The sequence below is a fragment of the Aeromonas sp. 82P genome, from assembly GCF_051919365.1.
GTDB classification, from domain to species: domain Bacteria; phylum Pseudomonadota; class Gammaproteobacteria; order Enterobacterales; family Aeromonadaceae; genus Aeromonas; species Aeromonas veronii.
Window position 1 is genome coordinate 3,372,073 of the sequence record NZ_JBQBEV010000001.1, and the last position, 19,894, is coordinate 3,391,966.

Sequence of the window (19,894 nt, forward strand, 5' to 3'; positions counted from 1 at the left end):
CATCGGGCCTTGTGGTGGGGAGTCAGCGCGCGCTCGACCAGCCGCTACGCAATCCCTCTTCATCCAGAAAGGACCAGGCGAGGATCCGGCTCACCTTGTTGCCCTGTGCCATGTCGATCACCCGTACCTGACGCGCCCCCACCCGGCTCAACGCCTTTTTCGCCCCCGGCAGGTTCTCTTTTTTCGACACCAGCGAGCTGAACCAGAGGCACTGAGTGGCAAACTCCTTGCTCTGGGCAATCATGTTGGCCAGAAACGCCGCCTCGCCCCCTTCGCACCAGAGCTCGGCCTTCTGGCCGCCAAAATTAAGCACAGGAGCGCCTGTCACCTCCTTGCCCAGATTGCGCAGCTTGCGCTCCGTCCCCTTGCTCGCCTCTTCCAGCGACGCATGGAACGGCGGATTGCACAGCGTCAGAGCGAAACGCTCCTTCGGCCCTATGATTCCGCGAAACACATGGTTGGGGTTACCCTGCAAACGACACTCAATCTGGTTGCCGAGTCCGTTGCTCTTGGCTAGCAGGGTGGCCGCCTTGACCGAGACCGGATCGATATCCGATCCAACAAAACGCCAGCCATATTCGCGGGCACCCAGCAACGGATAGATGCAGTTTGCCCCCACCCCGATATCCAGCACTCTCACCCCCTTGCCGGTAGGGAGCTGGCCTGCGCTCTCGGCCAACAGGTCGGCCGCCCAGTGCAGGTAGTCCACCCGTCCCGGGATAGGCGGGCAGAGGTAACCGGCAGGCAAGTCCCAGTGGGCAATCCCGTAGTGATGGGCCAGCAGGGCGCGATTGAGAGTTTTCACTGCATCGGGATCGGCAAAATCGATGGTGCAGGTGCCGTAGTCATTGATAAAGACATGAGCGGCCAACTCGGGAGTTCGCAGGCAGAGCGCCTCAAAGTCGTAACCCGCCTGATGGCGATTACGGGAGTGAAGTCCGGATTTACGGTCGCCCGACTTGGGGCCACCGGCTGATGGGATGCGGGGTTTCATGCTGAGCCTGCCGAAGAAAACGGGCCCACACTATAGTGATTTGACTCGGGAAAGTCTAAACGAGGGCAATAAAAAACCGGGCTATCGAGCCCGGTTCAAGTGAGGTTGGAAAAACAGTCCGTACTGCGAGCCGTTTGTCCAGCCTGACTCAGATATCGATCCGGCGAGCTTGCCAGAACTTGTTGCGCCAGTATTGGCTATCCAGCTTGGAGCGTGTCACACCGGCGCGAGTCGAGGCATGGATGAATTCGCCATTGCCGACATAGATGCCAACGTGGTTGAGACGACGATTGATTTTGAAGAAGACCAGATCACCCTCGACCAGATCCTGCTTGGAAACGCGCGTCCCTTCATGGACTTGGGAGCGGGTATCGCGGGGTAATTCGATACCGACGGCATTGCGGAACACTTCACGGGCAAAGGCTGAACAGTCGATACCGCGCTGGCTGCTGCCACCCATCCGGTAAGGAACACCACGCCACTCTTTATATACAGTCAGGATTTCATTCACATCGGGTGTCTGGGAAGCTTCCGGTTCGATGACAGGTTCAACCATGGAAACTTCGATCTTGCTCGCGACCTCGGGTTGGGGTGCCGAGGCACAACCCACCATTCCGAGCGCGACCAGCAGTAGCATCAGGTGGCGCAATCCTTTATCCCCGCTAAATAGTAAATCTTGTTAAAATACGGCCCCAAAGGGCAATTTATAAGGCAACAGCACCCGACTATATCCAAGAATTCTATCGAGGCAAGTGAAAATCCCTATCAAGCTCACATTTTTGCAAGGAAATGCACGATTTTTCATAATTAATGTGATCATGCCCAAACAATATACAATCGCAAAAAGAGCCTTGGGCCTCATAGATAACTGGCTTTTATCCCTGCTTCAGCACCTTTTTAAAGTGAAAAATCATGATCGAAACCGATCTTTTTTTGTTAAAACCGGCCAGGGTATGCCAGGAACTGCTTGCTCAATTGCCTGAATGGCTGTCAACCGATGAGCAACATATCTGGCAAGCCATGACCCATCCTGAACGGCGTCAGGAATATCTGGTGAGCCGCTCCCTGCTGCGCCAGCTATTGGCCGAGCGGCTGCAACAACCCGCCGCCAGTCTGCAATTTTGCAACGGCCCCCACGGCAAGCCCCGACTGCATGATGATGCTTGGCAGTTCAATCTGAGCCACAGTGGCAGCTGGCTGGTGTTGGCGCTCTGCCCGCAGGGGCCGCTTGGGGTGGATATCGAACTGGGCAAACGGCGGCATCATCCCCTCCCCCTGGCCCGCCGGTTTTATGCACAGAGTGAATATGAGTGGCTCTGCGCACAGCCTGCTCAAGAGCAGGAGAGTGCCTTCTACCGGCTCTGGTCGCGCAAGGAGGCGGTACTGAAAGCCCACGGTGGCGGCATAGCGGCGGGATTGGAGAAGGTGCGGTTTCTCCCGGAAGAAGGATGGCGACTCGACAACCGGCTCGATGACACCCCTTATCAGGTACAGGATTGGCCATTTGCCAGCGGCTGGCTCAGTCTCGCGGCGACGACAACCCCCGTGACCTTTTACCAGCTGGATGAGCGCTTGAATTGCCACTCGCTTAACCCCATGTTACTCAACACCCTTTCTGAAGAGTCCAACTCATGATCGTCGACATTACTCCCCAGAATTTTCACGCTGAACTTATCGATGCGTCCATGAAGAAGCCGGTCGTCATCTATTTCCATGCTCCGCAGATGCCGGAGTGCCAGGGGATGACACCGCTGATCGAATCACTGGTTGGGCCCGCCAATGAGCAGGTCACCCTGGCCAAGGTGGATATGAACGATCCCCAGTTGCAGCCGCTGGCCAGTCAGCTCGGCCTGCGCGCCCTGCCCGCATTGGTGCTGTTCCATCAGGGTCGCCCTGACGAACAGGGGATCATCGAAGGACCGCAGGATGAAGCCACCCTGCGCCAGTATTTCTCCGCCTTCGCCCCCAAAGAAGAGGAAGAGTTGCTGGCCAAGGGGCAACAAGCACTGGCTGACGAGCAGCCCAGCATCGCCTATGCCCATCTGACCAAGGCACACCAGCTGGCTCCTGATCGTCACGACATCAGCCTGTGGCTCATTCAAGCTGCGCTCGACCTCAACCTGCTGGATGAAGCGCAGGAGCGCCTCGGCACCATCCCGATGGTGGCGCAGGATAGCCACTTCCATACCCTAAGCTCACGGCTGACGCTGGCCCAGCAAGCGGCAGACAGCCCGGAGCTGCGCGCGCTGGAAGCCCGTCATGCAGAACAGCCTGATGATTTTGCCCTGACTCAGGAGCTGGCGGTGCAATACAACCAGGCTGGTCGTCAGGAAGAGGCGTTGGGACTGCTGCTGGAGATCCTCAAGCGGGATTTGGCATTCGGCGATGCCAGAAAGACCTATCTCGATATTCTGGCGACCATGGGCAGCACACCGGCGGCACAGAGCTACCGTCGCAAACTCTATAGTCTACTCTACTGAGCGGAATCGAACTGGCTGGTAATGATGGGGGAGTGTCGGGAGACCGGCATGACCTCATGGGTCAAGTACGAAGAAGGTATTGTGGAAATAAGTTGCTGTGGGAATAGTGGAGATACGGTGAATTTCAGGCAAAAAAAAATGGCGCAAAACTGCGCCATTTTTTTCGCATGGATTACTTCTTGTAGGAAGTAGCCATGTTGTCGATGCGCTGGTTAGCACGCATAGCTTCTTGCTTGGCTTCGGCAACATCAGCAGCGATTTTGGACTGATCAGCACGAACTGCGCTAACATCTTGAGCCAGTTGGTCAACTTTGTTAGACAGATTCTGAACGGAAGTTTCCAGTTCGCTGGTGTTTGCACAACCGCCCAGCAGAGCGGACAGACCAACAACACCTACCAACAACAATTTTTTCATTTTTAAAGCTCCCTTGAACTCGCCAGACGTTTAGCAAGCGGCGTGATTATGGCACAAAAAAATCCTACTTTGCATAGTCCCCACCACAGATAAATGCATTAAAACCCTCATTTTTTTTTGAATGAACAGTTTTTGTCCAGATTCGTCTAAAAAATGAGTGCCGTGTGGTGGGGGCACGGACAAAGGTTAACCAAATTTTTGCCTTATTACAATTTCGTATGAGGCTCAGGCTGTACGTTCTGACAACAATTGACGATATTGCACCAGATCCTCGATGGTCAGCACCGGCATCTGGTGCTTGCGACCGAACGCAACCAGATCTGGCAGACGCGCCATCGAGCCATCTTCTTTGGTCAATTCACACAACACACCAAACGGTTTGAGACCAGCCAGCTGCATCAGATCGACCGTCGCTTCGGTATGACCACGGCGGGTAAGCACCCCACCGGTTCGCGCCCGCAACGGGAAAACATGACCCGGGCGGTGCAGATCACCCGGTTTGGCGCCGTCTGCGATGGCTGCACGGATGGTGGTGATGCGATCAGCCGCCGAGACACCGGTCGTGACCCCCTGCGCCGCTTCGATGGTCACGGTAAAGGCGGTCTGGTAGTGACTGGAGTTGGCCTCCACCATCATCGGCAGTTCGAGCTGGCGAACCCGCTCGTCGGGCAGGCAGAGGCAGACGATACCGGAGCACTCGCGGATCATCAGCGCCATCTGTTCATTGGTCATGGATTCGGCGGCGAAAATGAGGTCGCCCTCGTTCTCCCGATCTTCATCGTCGGCCACCAGCACGCCGCCTCCGGCACGCAAGGCAGACAGCGCCGCTTCGACACGGGCAACGGGATCACCGAATTCACTGAGTAGAGACTGATTCATGGTAAAACTCCTAAACAAGACAAGGACCAGAATCAGGGCATGGAAAGGCAGACAGAGACGGGCATGCAGCAGCCAGCCCACAAGGGCCAACACGGCAAGGTCTGTCTTATCCTCTTTCATCCGGACTATGACCGTCGGCTCCGGCATCTCACCGGATCTGCTGACCCCGACCTGGCAATCAGCCGGGTCGGGCGCTCGCGGGCTCCCCGAGTCAATCGGGATACCGCCGGTGGGGAATTGCACCCCGCCCTGAGAATAAGCGCAGACAGCCTAAAGAAAAACGGTTGCAGATACCAGCCAAAATCCCCCGCAGGCTGAAAAGCGTTTCAACATTGCGCCCGGGATCCCGCTCTGCGGCCTGCTCGCCAGCGTGCGAGGCTATGACTGGCGAATTTCTTTATGGCGCGGATCGGTTTATGGCATAGTTCCCGAAACCAAAAAACAGGGCCCGAAAAGAGAGCCTGAACAACGCTGCCGGCGCAGACAGCAGCGCCAACACCACAAACGGAAAATGACAGAGATGGAAAAGAAAATACTGCTCACGGATTGCCCGGATGCCAAAGGGCTCATCGCCAAGATCACCAACATCTGCTACAAGCACCAGCTCAACATCATCAAGAACGATGAGTTTGTGGATCACGAGAATGGCCGCTTCTTTATGCGTACCGAGCTGGAGGGGCGCTTCAACGACGAGACCCTGCTGGCCGACCTCGATGATGCCCTGCCCACCGGTGCCCAACGCCGTCTGGTCAAGGCGGGCAAGAAGCGCATAGTCATCCTGGTGACCAAGGAGACCCACTGCCTCGGCGATATTCTGATGAAGAACTACGCGGGCGCGCTGGATATGGATATCGTCGCGGTGATCGGCAACTACGACACCCTGGCCGAGCTCACCGGCAAGTTCGATATCCCGTTCCACACCGTCAGTCACGAGGGTCTGAGCCGGACAGAGCATGAGGAGCAGGTTCGCGCCATCATCGACAGCTATGAGCCTGACTATGTGATCCTGGCCAAGTACATGCGGGTGCTGACCCCGAGCTTCGTCGAGGCCTACCCGCGCAAGATCCTCAACATCCACCACTCCTTCCTGCCCGCCTTCATCGGTGCCCGCCCCTACCGGCAGGCGTTTGATCGCGGCGTCAAGCTGATCGGCGCCACCGCCCACTTCGTGACCGACGATCTGGATGAAGGCCCCATCGTCGAACAGGACGTGATCCACGTTGGTCATGCCTTCAGTGCGGACGACATGGCCAAGGCGGGTCGGGATGTGGAGAAATCGGTGCTGAGCCGCGCGCTGGAGCTGGTACTGAACGAGCGAGTGTTCGTCTACGGCAACAAGACGGTGGTCTTCAAGTAATTCGCCCACACGGCCCATATGCAAACGCCAGAAACAACAACGGCTCCCGCGGGAGCCGTTGTTGTTTCTGCGCCGAGTGTCAGAGCGGCAGATCGTTTACCGTCACCGCGCCCTTCTCCAGCTTCAGCTCGGAGGTCAGCACTTGCTTGTCTGCCTTCAGATAACCCATCAGGGTCAGCTGATCGAGCATGGGGGCCAGTTGCGGCACCGCCTTGCCCAGCTTGTCGCTGAGGCTGGCATGCAGCACGCCGGAGAGGGCCTGCATTCCCGCGTCGCTGTTGAACAGCTGCTCCAGCGAGGTAGAGGCCAGCTTCACGTCCCCCTTCATGGTCACCGCCTCACCGTTGAGCTTGGCGCTGAGATCGGCCAGTTCAAGGGTCGCGCCACGTTTGAGCATCTTGTCCAGCGCCTGCTGGATGGCGGCATCTTCAACTCCCTTGCCACCGGCGGCTTGCAGCCCCTGATACCCTTCCAGATCCAGACCGTTGAGGCTGAGCGCCAACTTGCTGTCGGTCACCGCCAGCGTGTCAGTCTCATTCTCCAGATCCAGCTTGGCAATCTTCATCTGATAGCTGCTGGAGAGGGTCTGGGCATCATCACCGGTCAGCTGAGTCTCGGTAGTCATCCCCTGCAGGGCGACCTTGACGCTGTCAGGCAGTTGCACCGTGAGGGCCGAGAGGGTCATCTCGCTCTGGGGCGAGAGGAGCACACCGCTGATCTCGGCAATGTCGGCACTCCCTTTCAGATCAGCCAGCACCAAGTCCATCTTGCTCTGCTCTTCATGGACCGTCATCCCCTGCCAGGTCATAGTGAGGTGACCATTCCCCTCCAGATTGCCGTGGAACTCGCCGCTCAGGGGCAGGAAGCTGAACTCGTCCAGCCCCTGTTTGATCTTGAATTCATTGGCCCAGAAACGGCTGCTGTTACCCTGGGTCCAAAGACTGGTGACCGACTCCAGACCGAGTTCCCACTGCTCCATGCCCAGTGCGGTAAAGACCGGAGCCAAAGTGCCGTTATGGGTATCGAGCAGGAAGTGGCTCTTGATATAGAGCGGCAGGATCTGGCTCTTGACCACAAGTTGCAACTCGATGGGCTGACTGCCCTCCAGCTCGCTGTCGATGGCAGCCAGCTCCTCCGGCGTCACCACGACCTTCAGGATCCCGTCACGGGTGAAGAGGTTGCTGCTACCCGGCAGCCACTGCATGTCGAGCCCGCTCTCTTTCTCCACCTTGGCGATCTGCTCCGCCATGATGTTGTCGAAGCTGTTGCCCGTGTACCAGCACGCAGCCAGACCACCACCTACCAGTGCCGCACCCACGGCGAGGGCCACTATCTTTTTCATATATCCATGTGTCTCCAGGGAGTTGTCACTGCACTCTACGGGGCGGACTCGGGGCTAGGCAAGTCCAATCAGATGGCGAGTCCACTTTCTTGCGGCTCGCCACAACATCACAGCAAGGGGCTGAAGAGATAGAAGATGTTCTCCATCGCCTTCTTGTACCAGGGGCGGGCCTGCCATTGGGCCAGGGTCATCGGGGTGGCTTCCGCCATATAGCTCTGTACCAGCCGGGTCATCTGGGCCACGAACGAGGGGTTGTCCACCAGCAGGGTCACCTCGAAGTTGAGCCAGAGGCTGCGCCGATCCAGATTGACCGTCCCCACCAGCGCGAAGTCATCATCCACCAGCACGCTCTTGGTATGGAGCAGACCGGCATCGTAGCGATAGATCTCCACCCCGGCCGCCAGCAGCTCCTCCATAAAGGCGTTGCAGGCGTAATTGGCCATGATGGAGTCGTTGCGTGCCGGCAACACCAGCTGCACCTGCACCCCGCGCGCCGCTGCCGAGCTGAGTGCAGCCGCCAGCGGATCGTCGGGTACAAAGTAAGGGGTCGTCAGCACCAGATGGCTGCGCGCCTGATAGATGGCCAGCAGCAGGCTCTGCTGGATGCAGTCGCCGCCGACGAAGGGGCCGGACGGGATCAGCTGGGCACGGTAGTTGGTCTGGGGCCAGGCCTCCGGCTCATGCTGCAGACTGTCGAGCAGCCGCTCGCCGGTCTCCATCTCCCAATCCCAGACGAAGATCGACCACATCAGCGGCACCATGGGGCCCTGCACCCGGATCATGATGTCGACCCACTGGCCGACCCCGGCATCCTGTTTGAAGAAACGGGGATCCACCATGTTCATGGAGCCGGTGTAACCCACCCTGTCATCAATCACCACCAGCTTGCGGTGCATCCGCAGATCCTGACGCTGGAACAGAATGCGCCAGGCGCCGACCGGCAGCACCTCCACCAGCTTGACCCCCGCCTTGCGCAGCTTTTTGGGCCAGTGGGAGCGGAAGAACTGTTTACTGCCCACCGAATCAAGCAGCAAGCGACAATCCACGCCGCGTTGCGCCACTTCAATCAGCGCCTCGCACACCTCGTCGGCATCGCCGCCCGGATGCCAGATATAGAACTCCAGATAGCAGGAGAGCGTCGAGCGACGGATATCCTGGGCAATCTCGCGCAAGATCCAGTCCGGCTTGTTGAGCAAGGTCATGCGGTTGCCGGAGAGCATCGGCATGGCGAGCCGTCCCTGGATCAGATCGTGCAGCGGCTGTGCCTTGGCGCCCACTTCGCAGCAGTGCTGCGGGAACAGACGGGCCAGTTGACGGATCCAGATGGCATAAGGGCGATACATGGCCTGGGCGCGCTCGGCACGGCGGCGCCCCAGCTTTATTTCACCAAACAGCACATAGAAGCCCACCCCGGCAAACGGAATGGCATAGATCAGCGCCAGCCAGGCCAGCGACACCCCGATGGGACGGCGTTTCATCACCACCCGAAACGACACACCGGTGACAATCACGGTATGAAAAAGCAGTAGCAGCCAACCCAGAAAACGGGAAAACAGCAGTTGAAGATCGTGTTCCAGACCGTTAAACAACGGGGACTCCTTCTAATCGACAAACAGCGCGGTGGGCAGACCCCAACCGGCCGGGATGGTATGCTGTAAGGCAAATCCATTCTATCAGGTCGCACGCATGATCCTGCAATCTATGCTGCTCAGCCTGGCCATGCTAGGCCAAGGCTCATATGACATCAATGAGCAACAGATAAACCAGTACCTGCAATCTCAGGTGCAAGTCGACAAACAGCTGGAGCTGCCGGGCATCATCAAGGCCCATGTGACGCTTGAGCAGAGCGACGTCCAAATCGGTCGCCAACGCCCCGATACCGCCCGGGTCTATGGCAAGGGCAAGCTCAAAATCGCCCTGCCAGACAATACCGAATATGACGCCCGCCTGCAGATGACCTATGAGGCGAGGCCCCGCTATGACAAGAGTCAGAGCGCGCTGTTTCTCGATAACATGAAGCTGGTGGAGTACAAGCTGGAGCCGGAGGCGGCCGAGAAGAAGTTCGGGCTGATGCTCAATATGCTGCTGCAGAGCATGGAGAAGCGACTCGAGACCAAGCCGGTCTACAAACTCAATGACAAGGATCCGGATCAGGCCTGGCTGAAGGAGAATCTGCTGGGGCTGGAGCTGTCACCGGGCAAGATCCACCTGCTGACCAAACCCCGCTAAACCGCTCAATTCAGGAGGGGCTGGGTGGTATCCCGTACCAGCAGCTCCACCTGATAACCCTGCTGCTGCTGCCGCTCGTAGAGGGAGAAAAGCGACCCGCTCAATTGATTGAGGGGCATATCGGCAAACCCGGCCTTGAGATAGAAAGGCTTCTCGAAGGGCAGCGCCTGACAGACCACAGGTTTGTCCAACAGACCGTGACAGGCGTGCTGCAACAGCCGAGATCCCAATCCCAGCGACTGGTAGTGGGGCAACAGGCGAAAGCCGCACAGATGGTAAAACTCCTCCTCGTCCCGCAACCGAACCGCCCCCACCAGCCAGTGAGCATCACGTACGACAAAGATCCGCTCGGCCAAGTCCGGCACATAGTGGGAAAACGTCGTCTCGTAATAGTCCCTGATAAGGGAGAGGTCGGCGTCGCAGTACTCTTCGAAAGTGAGTTCCATCGCCAGCTTGCTTGTCACAGACAAATCCTTTGATAATCAGTTATTAGTGCCAGATACGGTGCGCTAATCCGACCACATGACGCCTGCACGATAGCATGCCTTTCGTCAACAAAAAAGCGGACGTCATGGGCAGCTTGCTTACCCGGTGGAAGAGGCCATGACCCACCGCCTGACTGCCAAAACCGTGCTTTATGATGACAATCCTTTATTGCGGCGGATACTTTGATCCCGGTCACCGAATCGGATCATTTGCCCCCTGTTGGCCGCTTGTTCTGCCCTCGTCATGATGCTTTACTCAACATGGTCATCACAAGAAGGAGTATTAGGGTTGAAAGCATGGATGCTGGCAGGCCATATGTTGTTGATCCCCCTGAGCGGATGGAGCCAGACTCCCCCTCCCGCGGAGGTGATCTTCCTGACCGCAGCTCCCTCCCCCTTGCGTCCGGTCAAAGATGCCACTCCCGCCTCACAACCCGACACCGCTCAAACAGCGGCAGTCGCCACCAACGGCAAGAAGCAGATCCAGGTCTATAAATCGGTGCAGCAGAACGGGGTGGTTCGCTACTCCGATATGGCACCCGAAGAGGGCCATTACGAGCTGCTGCTGTTCAATGACTGCTTCGCCTGCGATCCCAAATCCAGCGTCAACTGGCAGACCACAGGGCTGTTTCTCTATGACTATGCCAGCACCATCAAGGCGGCCGCCAAAACCTATCAGATTGAGCCGGCGCTGATCCGGGCGCTGATCCATGCGGAATCGGCTTTCAATCCGCTGGCGGTCTCCCGCAAGGGGGCGATGGGGCTGACCCAGCTGATGCCCGCCACGGCGCGGGAGTTGGGGGTCGGCAATGCCTTGCTGGCGGAGCAGAATATCTTCGGCGGGGTGAAATACCTGGCGGGACTGCTCAAGCAGTATGACGGCAACGTGGCGCTGGCGACCGCGGCCTACAACGCCGGCGCGGGCGCCGTACAAAAACATGGCGGTATCCCGCCCTATGCGGAAACCCGTGCCTATGTGGAGCGCGTCCAGCTCCTCCATCTGCGCTACAAAGAGATGCTGCAGGCCAAAGGGCTCTGAGGTTAGCCTCGGTTAATGCTCTTTTCTCGCCCCTCCAGAAACAAAAAACACGCCCGCAGGCGTGTCGATACCACACTTTGTTTCGCAAATGATTACTTCTGCTCAGTCGCCACCAGGCGATAAGCCAGCGCACCCAGAATGGCACCGACAATCGGGGCAACCCAGAACAGCCACAGCTGGCTGATAGCCCAGTCACCGACAAACAGCGCAACACCGGTACTGCGGGCCGGGTTGACCGAGGTATTGGTCACCGGAATGCTGACGAGGTGGATCAGGGTCAGGCACAGACCGATGGCGATCGGCGCGAAACCGGCAGGCGCACGGCTATCGGTGGCGCCCATGATGACGAACAGGAAGAAACCAGTCATCACCATTTCGCACACCAGTGCGGCAGTCAGACTGTAACCACCCGGAGAGTGCTCACCGTAGCCGTTGGAAGCAAAACCGGCAGAGAGATCAAACCCGGCCTGACCGCTGGCAATCACGTAAAGCACGGCAGTAGCGGCAATGCCACCCAGCACTTGCGCCACGATATAAGGCAGTACACCGGATGCCGGAAAACGACCACCTGCCCACAGACCGACGGTCACGGCCGGATTGAGGTGGCAACCGGAGATATGGCCGATGGCAAACGCCATGGTCAGCACGGTCAGACCGAAAGCCAGCGAGCCCCCCAGCAGACCAATCCCGACGTGAGGGAAGGCAGCAGCCAGCACGGCACTGCCGCACCCGCCCAATACCAGCCAGAAAGTGCCCATAAACTCAGCAGCAACAGGTTTCACATTATTTCTCCCATTTGAGATAACACCGAACAAGACCCGAGAAGGGCCCATGCTTGAACAAGCGCAGCATTATGGGAGTGTGAGTCCAGATTGCGAACCCGGCAGGCGGGGCTCATTGAATGTGATGTTCGTCACAATTAGTTGATTAGATAAGGGATTTATCATTAAGACAGCCGGCTGCACATCTCATACCCAAGGGCGTCATGCGACAACTTGTGACACCGTTTAGCTCGAGTGCTCATCCCTTGAACGATATAAACGGAGGCGTGGTCAGTCTCCTGCAGGGGCAAAACGGCTGACAACCTGCCCCTGATGCTCAATCCACTCCATAAACATGGCGACGGGTCGGGCATAGACCTGACCATCCTGCTCGGATTGATAAATTACCAGCTGCTCCCGGGTTTCGGTATGCAGAGCCAAGGCAAGCACTTGATAGTAACCCCCCTTGAAGTGGCGATAGCGGCCTGGAACGGGTGCTTGCATGGGAAAACCTCGCAGAAGTGAACGCCGATGAGCGAACCACATAAAGATGACACCATGAGTGCCATTCAACTCATCGAAAAAGGGGACGAAGACGATTTTTTACACAAGCCAATCGTGCCACAGGATCCGGATATTGCAACACAGTCAGGCAGCATTGTTAATTCGTTCCCCATGTTTCACTAGTTAACCTTGGTTAACACCAAAGATCGTGCTGAATTTAACGTTCTAGCAACCCTGTTTTAGGGCTAAAAATCAGGGAATTCTTCTAAAAAGAGGATTGTTCTAGCATTCAATTCTGTGAAGAATAGGGGAAAAGAAATTTGATACTAAAAATCGCCTTTTTCGCCAACGCGTCCCTGTGGGGAAGGAATCACACTCACCATGTTCACAATCGACAAGTCGCACAAGCTCGACGATGTCTGCTATGACATCCGCGGCCCGGTGCATAAAGAGGCTCGCCGTCTCGAAGACGAAGGCCACCGCATTCTCAAGCTCAACATCGGCAACCCGGCCCCGTTCGGCTTTGATGCGCCGGAAGAGATCATCAAGGATGTGATCCTCAACATGCCCCTGAGCCAGGGCTACTGCGACTCCAAGGGGCTGTTTTCTGCCCGCAAGGCGGTGATGCAGTACTACCAGCAAAAAGGGATGCGCAAGGTCGATATCGACGACATCTACATTGGCAATGGCGCCAGCGAGCTGATCGTGATGGCGATGCAGGCGCTGCTCAACAATGGCGACGAGATGCTGGTGCCCTCCCCCGACTACCCGCTCTGGACCGCCGCCGTCACTCTCTCCGGTGGCCATGCGGTGCACTATCGCTGCGACGAAGGGGCTGACTGGTACCCGGATCTCGACGATATCCGCGCCCGCATTACCCCGCGCACCCGCGGCCTGGTACTGATCAACCCCAACAATCCGACCGGCGCCGTCTACGGCAGCGAGTTCCTGCTGGAGGTGATCGAGATCGCCCGCCAGCACAACCTCATCATTTTCGCCGACGAGATCTACGACAAGATCCTCTACGACGATATCTCCCACACCAGCGTCTGCACCCTGTGTGACGATGTGATGGTGGTGACCTTCAACGGCCTCTCCAAGGCCTACCGCGCCTGCGGCTTCCGTCAGGGCTGGATGGTCATCACCGGCCCCAAAGGCCGTGCTCGCGGTTACATTGAAGGGCTGGAGATGCTGGCCTCCATGCGGCTGTGCGCCAACGTGCCGATGCAGCACGCTATCCAGACAGCCCTTGGCGGCTACCAGAGCATCAACGAGCTGATCCTGCCGGGCGGCCGCCTGCGCAAGCAGCGGGACAAGGCGTGGGAGCTCTTGAACGAGATCCCCGGGGTCTCCTGCGTCAAACCCAAGGGGGCGCTCTACATGTTCCCGCGCCTCGACCCCAAGGTGTATGACATCCGCGACGATCAGAAGATGGTGTTCGACCTGCTGCAGCAGGAGAAGCTGCTGCTGGTGCAAGGCACCGGCTTCAACTGGCCGGCACCGGATCACTTCCGGCTGGTGTTCCTGCCCCGGGAAGAGGAGCTGGAAGATGCCATCGGCCGCCTCGCCCGCTTCCTCAAGGGCTACAAGCAGTAAGCAAGGCTCATGAAAAAGGCTCCCGCGGGAGCCTTTTTGTTATCTGTGGTTTTATTCGTGCCATCAGCCGTGCAGCAGGGCACCGGCCACCAGTACCGCCATGGTGATGAGAGCCACCCCGATGATAAAGGGCAGCACCCAGCGCACGAAGCGATCGTAGGGGATCTTGGCCAGCGCCAGACCAGCCACCAGATGTGCGGCGGTGGGGGCAAACAGATTGATCCAGCCGGAGGCGGACTGATAGGCGGTGATCACCAGATCCCGCGAGATGCCGGAGAAATCAGCCAGCGGCCCCATCAGCGGCATGGAGACGGTCGCCAGCCCCGAGGTGGAGGGGATGAAGAAGCTCAGGATAATATGCACCAGATAGGCCATCAGGATGAAGACCGACGAGGAGAGTCCGGTCACCAGCCCTTCGGCCCAGTGTAAAATGGTGTCGATGATGACGCCCTGCTCCATCACCACATAGATGCCGCGCGCCACTGCTACCACCAGCGCCACCCCGATAAGATCCCGAGCGCCGCTCAGGAAGGTCGCCACATAGTTGGACTCGGGCATCCGGTTGATCAGCGCGATCAGAATGGAAGCGCTGAAAAACAGAGTCGAGAGCTCGTCAAACCACCAGCCAAAGGTGGGCAGCACGTCGATCCCCAAATCCGACCAGGGCACCACCGCATAGATCATCAGCAGGAAGGTGCCGAAGAAGACCAGCATGGTGAGTTTCTGCTTGCCGGTGAAGGCGAGGTTGCCGCTCTTCATCTGGGAGAACTCGTCGTCATAGACGATATCGGCCAGCACGGAGCGGGACTTGTCCTGCTGTACCTGCTTGGCGTAACGCATCACGAACCAGGAGGCGAAGATCACCAGCAGCAGCCACTGCACAACCCTAAGGCCAATCCCCTCACCGATGGGAATACCGGCAAAGCCCGAGGCGATACCGGTGGCAAACGGGTTGACGGTGGAGGCGAGCACCCCGACCCCGGAGCCAAGCAGGATAATGCCCGCCGCCACCATGCGATCGAAGCCCGCCGCCATCATCACCGGCACGATCAGCGCCCAGAAGGCTACCGTCTCCTCCGCCATGCCGAAGGTGGAGCCGCCGAGGGCAAACAAGGCGATCAACACGGGAATTAGCAGCCGCTCACGCCCGGCAAAGCCGCGCACAATGGCCCCCACCCCGGCATCGAGCGCACCGCTTTGCATGGTCACCGCGAGAAAACCACCGATGATGAGCACGAACAGCGCCACGTCGGCCGCCTTGTGAAAGCCCTGAATGGGGGCCTTGAGCACCTCGAACACTCCTTGCGGGTGGGCGGGTAACTCGGTGTAGCTGCCGGGCACCGGCAACAGCCGCTCGTCGCCGCTGTAATCGGCCACGGCAGCTGCCGCCACCGGCTGCTGGGTCTTGGCGGTGACATAGTCATATTTGCCCGCTGGCAGCACCCAGGTGAGGGCGGCCATCAGGGCGATGATGATAAAAAGCAGGGTATAGACAGTGGGAAGTTGGCGCTTCTTGGGCGCCTCGTTTGGAGTGGTCATAGCTTCCGTACCTCGGCAATGCCGTCTGTGATCCGATCAGCGCAAGACTAGCGGGTTTGATATGGGAAAAAGGTGATCGCTGATAATAAAATTCCGCAAATTAGCGGAATGTTTGCCAAAAAAACAGGGCCCCGCGGGGCCCCGTTTTCACTTGAGTCAGACTCAGAGCTCGACCACGTCGAATTTCACGTCCGGATTCACATCCGCATCGTAATCGACCTCATCCAGACCGAAACCGAACAGGCGCAGGAACTCCTGCTTGTAGCCGGTGTAATCGGTCAATTCGGAGAGGTTTTCGCTGGTGATGGATGGCCACAGGTCGCGGCAGGTCTGCTGCACATCTTCACGCAGTTCCCAGTCATCCATGCGGATGCGAGCCTGCTCGTCCAGCGCCATGTCGGACGCGTAGAGACGGGTGCGCATCATGCGATCCACCTGCTCCATGCAGCCCTCGTGAATGCCCTTCTCCTTCATGATCTTGAAGGCCATGGAGATATAGAGCGGCATCACCGGAATGGCAGAGGAGGCTTGAGTCACCACGGATTTGAGCACAGCCACGTGAGCGGTGCCGCCCTTGGCTGCCAGATCGCCACGGATGGCGGCGGCGGCGCGATCCAGATCTTCCTTGGCGCGGCCCAGAGTGCCATGCCAGTAGATTGGCCAGGTCAGATCGGTACCGATGTAGGAGTAGGCCACGGACTTGGCGCCGTCAGCCAGCACGCCGGCATCGCGCAGGGCTGCCATCCACAGCTCCCAATCCTGACCGCCCATGACGGTGATGGTGTTCTGGATCTCTTCCTCATTCGCCGGCTCGACGGTGGCTGTGATGATCTGATCCTTGTTGGTATCGATGGCGGTGGTGGTGTAGACCTCACCGATCGGTTTGAGGGCAGAGCGCACCACTTCGCCGGTTTCCGGCATCTTGCGCACCGGAGAGGCCAGGGAGTAGACCACCAGATCAATCTGACCCAGATCCTGCTTGATAAGTTCAATCACCTTGGAGCGGCACTCGTTGGAGAAGGCATCACCGTTGACGCTCTTGGCGTAGAGGCCCGCCTCTTTGGCAGCCTTGTCGAAGGCGGCAGAGTTGTACCAGCCAGCGGTACCGGTCTTGGACTCGGTGCCCGCTTTTTCAAAGAAGACGCCGAGGGTGGCGGCGCCGCTACCGAAGGCAGCCGCAATCCGGGAGGCCAGGCCATAACCGGTGGAAGCGCCGATCACCAGCACCTTCTTGGGACCATTCTCGATGGTGCCCTTGGCCTTGGTATAAGCGATCTGGCGACGAACATTGGCTTCACAACCGACCGGATGAGTGGTGGTGCAGATAAAGCCGCGAACCTTGGGTTTGATGATCATATGGGGTCTCGGATCCGTTTAATGGATGAAATCGGGGCATAAGATACCTCATCTTGCCGCGATAAGGTGCTCTGATGTGTTGAACTGCGGCAAAAATGGGCATCCGAAGGTGGCAATCATGGTCCATGCCATGGTGCCACCTCACGGCAACGAGCAGGCAATGCGGGTGATGTGGCCATCCTGCAGCTTATAGAAGGCATCTTGGGGCAACTCCTGTGACCAGGTCGCCTTATAGTCGAGATCGGCATAGACGCCTCGCAACATGGCACCGAGCAGACCGTGGGAGATAACGATGGCCCGCTCGGCGATGGCAGGATCCTGCAACCACTGGTGTGCCCGGCGCTGAATGCTCTCGAAGCTCTCGGCCCCCGGTGCCTGCAGATACCAGTCCCCTTTGCCGGTATCGAGTTCGGGGTGGGCAAGACGCAGCGCCGGGATCTGGCAGCTCTCCCACTCCCCCATCCCCAGCTCCATTAACCGGTCGTCCCAGACGATGCGCTCTGCCGCCAACCCCAGTTGCTCGCACACCAGCAGTGCAGTCTGACGGGCACGCCCGAGCGGGCTGGCATAGACGATCCAGCGGGCGGGATCCGCCAGTTCGGCGGCAAGGCGCCGCCCCATGGCGATGGCTTGCGCCTCCCCCTTGTCGGTCAGATCGGAGTTGCAACGCCCCTGCAGACGCTGCTCGGCATTGAAGCGGGTCTGGCCATGGCGCAGCAGATAGATGAGTCGAGACATGATTTCTCCAGCACGTTCAGAGAGATAGAAAAATAAAGGGGGTCGATGATAGCAGATGAGCCCGAAGGATGGCCCAAACAGAGAGGCTAAAACGGACGTAAAAAACGGGTCAAGGCTGACCCGTTTGCTGCCAATTTGGCCAGAGTGTATCGGCTCAGCCCTTTTTGATCTCCCGCAGATAGCGGTAGATGGAGTGGACCGAAATGCCGAGCTGGCGCGCCGCAATCTGGGCACTGTCTTTAAGCTCGAAGATCCCCATGTCGTGCAGCTGGTTGACGATGACCCGTGTCTTCTGGGACGGGGGCACCGCCTCGTTGCCACGCACCTCGGCACTGACGGTGTCAATGGTGCTGTTGAGCGCTTCGTCGATGTTGCGGGCGAACACCTCCGGGGTGGCATGGCTCTCGTGGGGATGCATGCACTCCGGCATCATGGTGCGCAGCACGGATTGCAGCGGAGCGTCCATGTCGCTGTTGATGCAGAGCAAGCCGATGGCCCTGTGCTCCCCGTTGCGGATCACGGTCGTGATGGAGCGCAGGGTCTTGCCGGTGGCGCACTTGGTCATGTAGGGGCTGGAGATATCCTGCCCGCTCTTGAGCTTCATCATCGCCAGGTTGGTGATGGGGGCGCCGACACTGCGGCCGGTGATATGGCCGTTGGCAATCTTGACGATCGAGGGATTGCGCGCATCCAGACTGTGGAGCAGCACTTCGGTGTGCTGACCATACATGGCGGCGATGCCGTCCACAATGTTCTCCATCGACTTGAGGATCTCAAAATCGCTCGGACTCAACTCTTGCAGCTTCACAATGGGACCTTCTTGCAAGGGTTGCTGCCGGACAATAGGCGCCGGGCAGCAACCGACAGGGACATCAGGCGGACATGATATCAATAATGGTACTGTCTGTGGCAGACATGCCCTCCTTCACCATCTGGCCGACGTTGCGGATGGTCTGATCCACGTCGCCTGCGACGATCCCCTGCCCCGACACCGAGTGGCTGTTGAGGGCCATCAGGAAGCCGCGCACCGCCGCGCCGGAGGAGGTACTCACCTTCATGGCGCAGGAGGCTTTCGCCCCGTCACATACCATACCGGCACTGTCGCTCAGTACGTTCTGGATGGCGAAGCAGGATTGCTCGAAGCTGCCGCCCGCCAGATAAACCATGGCCATGGAGGCGGCCGCGCTGGTCACGGTATTGCCACAGAAGGCCGACAGCGGCGGATAGTGGGACTTGATATAGATGGCGCCCAGATGGCTCATGATGAGGGCGCGAGCCAGCTGCTCTTCGCTGGCCGCAAAGCGCTCGGCAATCACCATCACCGGAATGGTGGCGGCAATGCCCTGGTTGCCGCTGCCGAAGTTGCTCATGGCTGGCAGGGTCGCCCCCCCCATGCGGGCATCGGAGGCAGCCGCCGTCATCATCACGATGCGGTTCATCACATCCTCGCCGATAAGACCGGCATTGATGTTCTGCTGCATGGTACGCCCGATCTCGAGACCATAGGGGTTGTTCATCCCCTCGGCGGAGAGCTTGCCGTTGAGCTCGGAGGCTTTGAGGATGAACCTGATCTGCTCGAACTTCACCTGGGTGGCGAACTCGTAGATGGCGGCGATGCTGATATCGACGCCATCGCAGATGGAACCGGTGGCACCGCCCTGGCTCTGATCGGCGGTGAAGGTTACCTCGCCATCGCGGCGCTGCTCGACGATGCGGGTATGACCGCCGCACAGAGTCACTTCGGCGCTGTGTTCTTCACCCTTGCCATCAGTGCCATAAACGGTCACGCGGCAGAAGATAAACTCGGGGGCGGCGGTGCGGCTCACCTGCACCTTGCCGGCATCGATCATCTGCTGGGCACGATCCACCTGTGCTGGCTGGATCGCAGCCAGCACCTCCAGCCCGGCATCGGCGTTGCCGCCGATGGCACCGGCCGCGGCCGCAATGGCCAGACCGATCTTGCCGGTGCCCGGCACATAGACACCCATCGAGTTTTTATAGAGATTGTCCGACACCGCAACCTCGAGGCGACCGGGCTCACAGCCCAGTTGCCGGACGGCGACAGCCGCGGCATAGGCGGCGGCGATTGGCTCGGTACAACCCAGCGCTGGTTTGACAACCTGTTGAATAATCTGCAGATACTGCTGCCACGCTTGTTTCATCACTTGAACCTTTTTATC

The 19,894-nt window shown here is 58.6% G+C and carries 20 protein-coding genes and 1 riboswitch; of the genes, 6 read left to right on the forward strand and 14 right to left on the reverse strand.

Annotated features, from left to right (window positions below):
• Nucleotides 1-22: 22 nt before the first annotated feature.
• Both rlmF and ACTG2S_RS15320 read right to left on the reverse strand, forming a co-directional pair.
• A complete protein-coding gene (gene rlmF / locus ACTG2S_RS15315) occupies nucleotides 23-994 on the reverse strand; it encodes a 23S rRNA (adenine(1618)-N(6))-methyltransferase RlmF (RefSeq protein ID WP_201947861.1) in 972 nt (323 codons plus the stop codon).
• A 148-nt stretch (nucleotides 995-1,142) separates the two neighbouring features.
• On the reverse strand, nucleotides 1,143-1,631 hold the full coding sequence (locus ACTG2S_RS15320) for a C40 family peptidase (RefSeq protein WP_005334331.1): 489 nt from the start codon (nucleotides 1,629-1,631) through the stop codon (nucleotides 1,143-1,145).
• Nucleotides 1,632-1,906: 275 nt separating this feature from the next.
• On the opposite strand from ACTG2S_RS15320, the gene ACTG2S_RS15325 reads away from it, so the two are divergent.
• Both ACTG2S_RS15325 and ACTG2S_RS15330 read left to right on the forward strand, forming a co-directional pair.
• Nucleotides 1,907-2,629, forward strand: coding sequence for a 4'-phosphopantetheinyl transferase family protein (locus ACTG2S_RS15325; RefSeq protein WP_274160325.1), 723 nt, complete (start codon nucleotides 1,907-1,909; stop codon nucleotides 2,627-2,629).
• Nucleotides 2,626-3,474 carry a tetratricopeptide repeat protein gene (locus ACTG2S_RS15330; protein WP_439982800.1) on the forward strand — a complete coding sequence of 283 codons (849 nt, stop codon included), beginning with the start codon at nucleotides 2,626-2,628 and terminating at the stop codon, nucleotides 3,472-3,474. The genes ACTG2S_RS15325 and ACTG2S_RS15330 overlap by 4 nt, the downstream gene beginning before the upstream one ends.
• 172 nt (nucleotides 3,475-3,646) lie before the next feature.
• Here the strand turns inward: ACTG2S_RS15330 and ACTG2S_RS15335 are convergent, their stop codons facing one another.
• Nucleotides 3,647-3,889 carry an Lpp/OprI family alanine-zipper lipoprotein gene (locus tag ACTG2S_RS15335; RefSeq protein ID WP_005334342.1) on the reverse strand — a complete coding sequence of 81 codons (243 nt, stop codon included), beginning with the start codon at nucleotides 3,887-3,889 and terminating at the stop codon, nucleotides 3,647-3,649.
• A 225-nt stretch (nucleotides 3,890-4,114) separates the two neighbouring features.
• Nucleotides 4,115-4,768, reverse strand: a complete 654-nt coding sequence (ribB, locus tag ACTG2S_RS15340) for a 3,4-dihydroxy-2-butanone-4-phosphate synthase (protein ID WP_005334344.1) — start codon at nucleotides 4,766-4,768, stop codon at nucleotides 4,115-4,117.
• Between the two features lie 104 nt (nucleotides 4,769-4,872).
• A riboswitch (FMN riboswitch) is annotated at nucleotides 4,873-5,029 on the reverse strand.
• A gap of 259 nt (nucleotides 5,030-5,288) precedes the next feature.
• On the opposite strand from ribB, the gene purU reads away from it, so the two are divergent.
• The gene (gene purU / locus ACTG2S_RS15345) at nucleotides 5,289-6,125 is read left to right on the forward strand and encodes a formyltetrahydrofolate deformylase (protein WP_005344188.1); all 837 of its coding nucleotides are present in this window, start codon (nucleotides 5,289-5,291) and stop codon (nucleotides 6,123-6,125) included.
• Nucleotides 6,126-6,204: 79 nt separating this feature from the next.
• Here the strand turns inward: purU and ACTG2S_RS15350 are convergent, their stop codons facing one another.
• Nucleotides 6,205-7,467 carry a DUF945 family protein gene (locus ACTG2S_RS15350; RefSeq protein WP_274160326.1) on the reverse strand — a complete coding sequence of 421 codons (1,263 nt, stop codon included), beginning with the start codon at nucleotides 7,465-7,467 and terminating at the stop codon, nucleotides 6,205-6,207.
• Nucleotides 7,468-7,574: 107 nt separating this feature from the next.
• Nucleotides 7,575-9,056, reverse strand: a complete 1,482-nt coding sequence (gene cls, locus ACTG2S_RS15355; protein ID WP_201950165.1) for a cardiolipin synthase — start codon at nucleotides 9,054-9,056, stop codon at nucleotides 7,575-7,577.
• 97 nt (nucleotides 9,057-9,153) lie between these two features.
• On the opposite strand from cls, the gene ACTG2S_RS15360 reads away from it, so the two are divergent.
• Nucleotides 9,154-9,696: a DUF1439 domain-containing protein gene (locus ACTG2S_RS15360; protein ID WP_005353308.1), complete on the forward strand. Its 543-nt coding sequence runs from the start codon at nucleotides 9,154-9,156 to the stop codon at nucleotides 9,694-9,696.
• 5 nt (nucleotides 9,697-9,701) lie between these two features.
• On the opposite strand, the gene ACTG2S_RS15365 is transcribed toward ACTG2S_RS15360, so the two are convergent.
• Nucleotides 9,702-10,142 carry a GNAT family N-acetyltransferase gene (locus ACTG2S_RS15365; RefSeq protein ID WP_041980377.1) on the reverse strand — a complete coding sequence of 147 codons (441 nt, stop codon included), beginning with the start codon at nucleotides 10,140-10,142 and terminating at the stop codon, nucleotides 9,702-9,704.
• Between the two features lie 328 nt (nucleotides 10,143-10,470).
• Between ACTG2S_RS15365 and ACTG2S_RS15370 the strand changes: the two genes are divergently transcribed.
• Nucleotides 10,471-11,220 (forward strand): lytic transglycosylase domain-containing protein, encoded by a 750-nt coding sequence (locus ACTG2S_RS15370; protein ID WP_376891966.1) that lies wholly within the window; start codon nucleotides 10,471-10,473, stop codon nucleotides 11,218-11,220.
• A gap of 92 nt (nucleotides 11,221-11,312) precedes the next feature.
• Here the strand turns inward: ACTG2S_RS15370 and aqpZ are convergent, their stop codons facing one another.
• Nucleotides 11,313-12,002 (reverse strand): aquaporin Z, encoded by a 690-nt coding sequence (aqpZ, locus tag ACTG2S_RS15375; RefSeq protein WP_274160327.1) that lies wholly within the window; start codon nucleotides 12,000-12,002, stop codon nucleotides 11,313-11,315.
• 270 nt (nucleotides 12,003-12,272) lie between these two features.
• On the reverse strand, nucleotides 12,273-12,485 hold the full coding sequence (locus tag ACTG2S_RS15380; RefSeq protein ID WP_139442495.1) for a DUF1653 domain-containing protein: 213 nt from the start codon (nucleotides 12,483-12,485) through the stop codon (nucleotides 12,273-12,275).
• Between the two features lie 381 nt (nucleotides 12,486-12,866).
• Between ACTG2S_RS15380 and ACTG2S_RS15385 the strand changes: the two genes are divergently transcribed.
• Nucleotides 12,867-14,081, forward strand: a complete 1,215-nt coding sequence (locus tag ACTG2S_RS15385; protein WP_005334367.1) for a pyridoxal phosphate-dependent aminotransferase — start codon at nucleotides 12,867-12,869, stop codon at nucleotides 14,079-14,081.
• 63 nt (nucleotides 14,082-14,144) lie between these two features.
• On the opposite strand, the gene ACTG2S_RS15390 is transcribed toward ACTG2S_RS15385, so the two are convergent.
• From ACTG2S_RS15390 to ACTG2S_RS15410, 5 genes are all read right to left on the reverse strand, one after another.
• Nucleotides 14,145-15,620: a YfcC family protein gene (locus tag ACTG2S_RS15390; protein ID WP_274160328.1), complete on the reverse strand. Its 1,476-nt coding sequence runs from the start codon at nucleotides 15,618-15,620 to the stop codon at nucleotides 14,145-14,147.
• A gap of 162 nt (nucleotides 15,621-15,782) precedes the next feature.
• Nucleotides 15,783-16,976, reverse strand: coding sequence for an enoyl-ACP reductase FabV (gene fabV, locus ACTG2S_RS15395; protein WP_274160329.1), 1,194 nt, complete (start codon nucleotides 16,974-16,976; stop codon nucleotides 15,783-15,785).
• Nucleotides 16,977-17,117: 141 nt separating this feature from the next.
• Entirely contained in the window at nucleotides 17,118-17,714 is a 597-nt protein-coding gene (locus ACTG2S_RS15400) for a histidine phosphatase family protein (RefSeq protein WP_274160330.1), read from the reverse strand.
• Nucleotides 17,715-17,868: 154 nt separating this feature from the next.
• A complete protein-coding gene (locus ACTG2S_RS15405) occupies nucleotides 17,869-18,522 on the reverse strand; it encodes a helix-turn-helix transcriptional regulator (RefSeq protein ID WP_005334376.1) in 654 nt (217 codons plus the stop codon).
• Nucleotides 18,523-18,586: 64 nt separating this feature from the next.
• Nucleotides 18,587-19,876 (reverse strand): L-cysteine desulfidase family protein, encoded by a 1,290-nt coding sequence (locus tag ACTG2S_RS15410; RefSeq protein WP_439982807.1) that lies wholly within the window; start codon nucleotides 19,874-19,876, stop codon nucleotides 18,587-18,589.
• Between the last annotated feature and the right edge of the window lie 18 nt (nucleotides 19,877-19,894).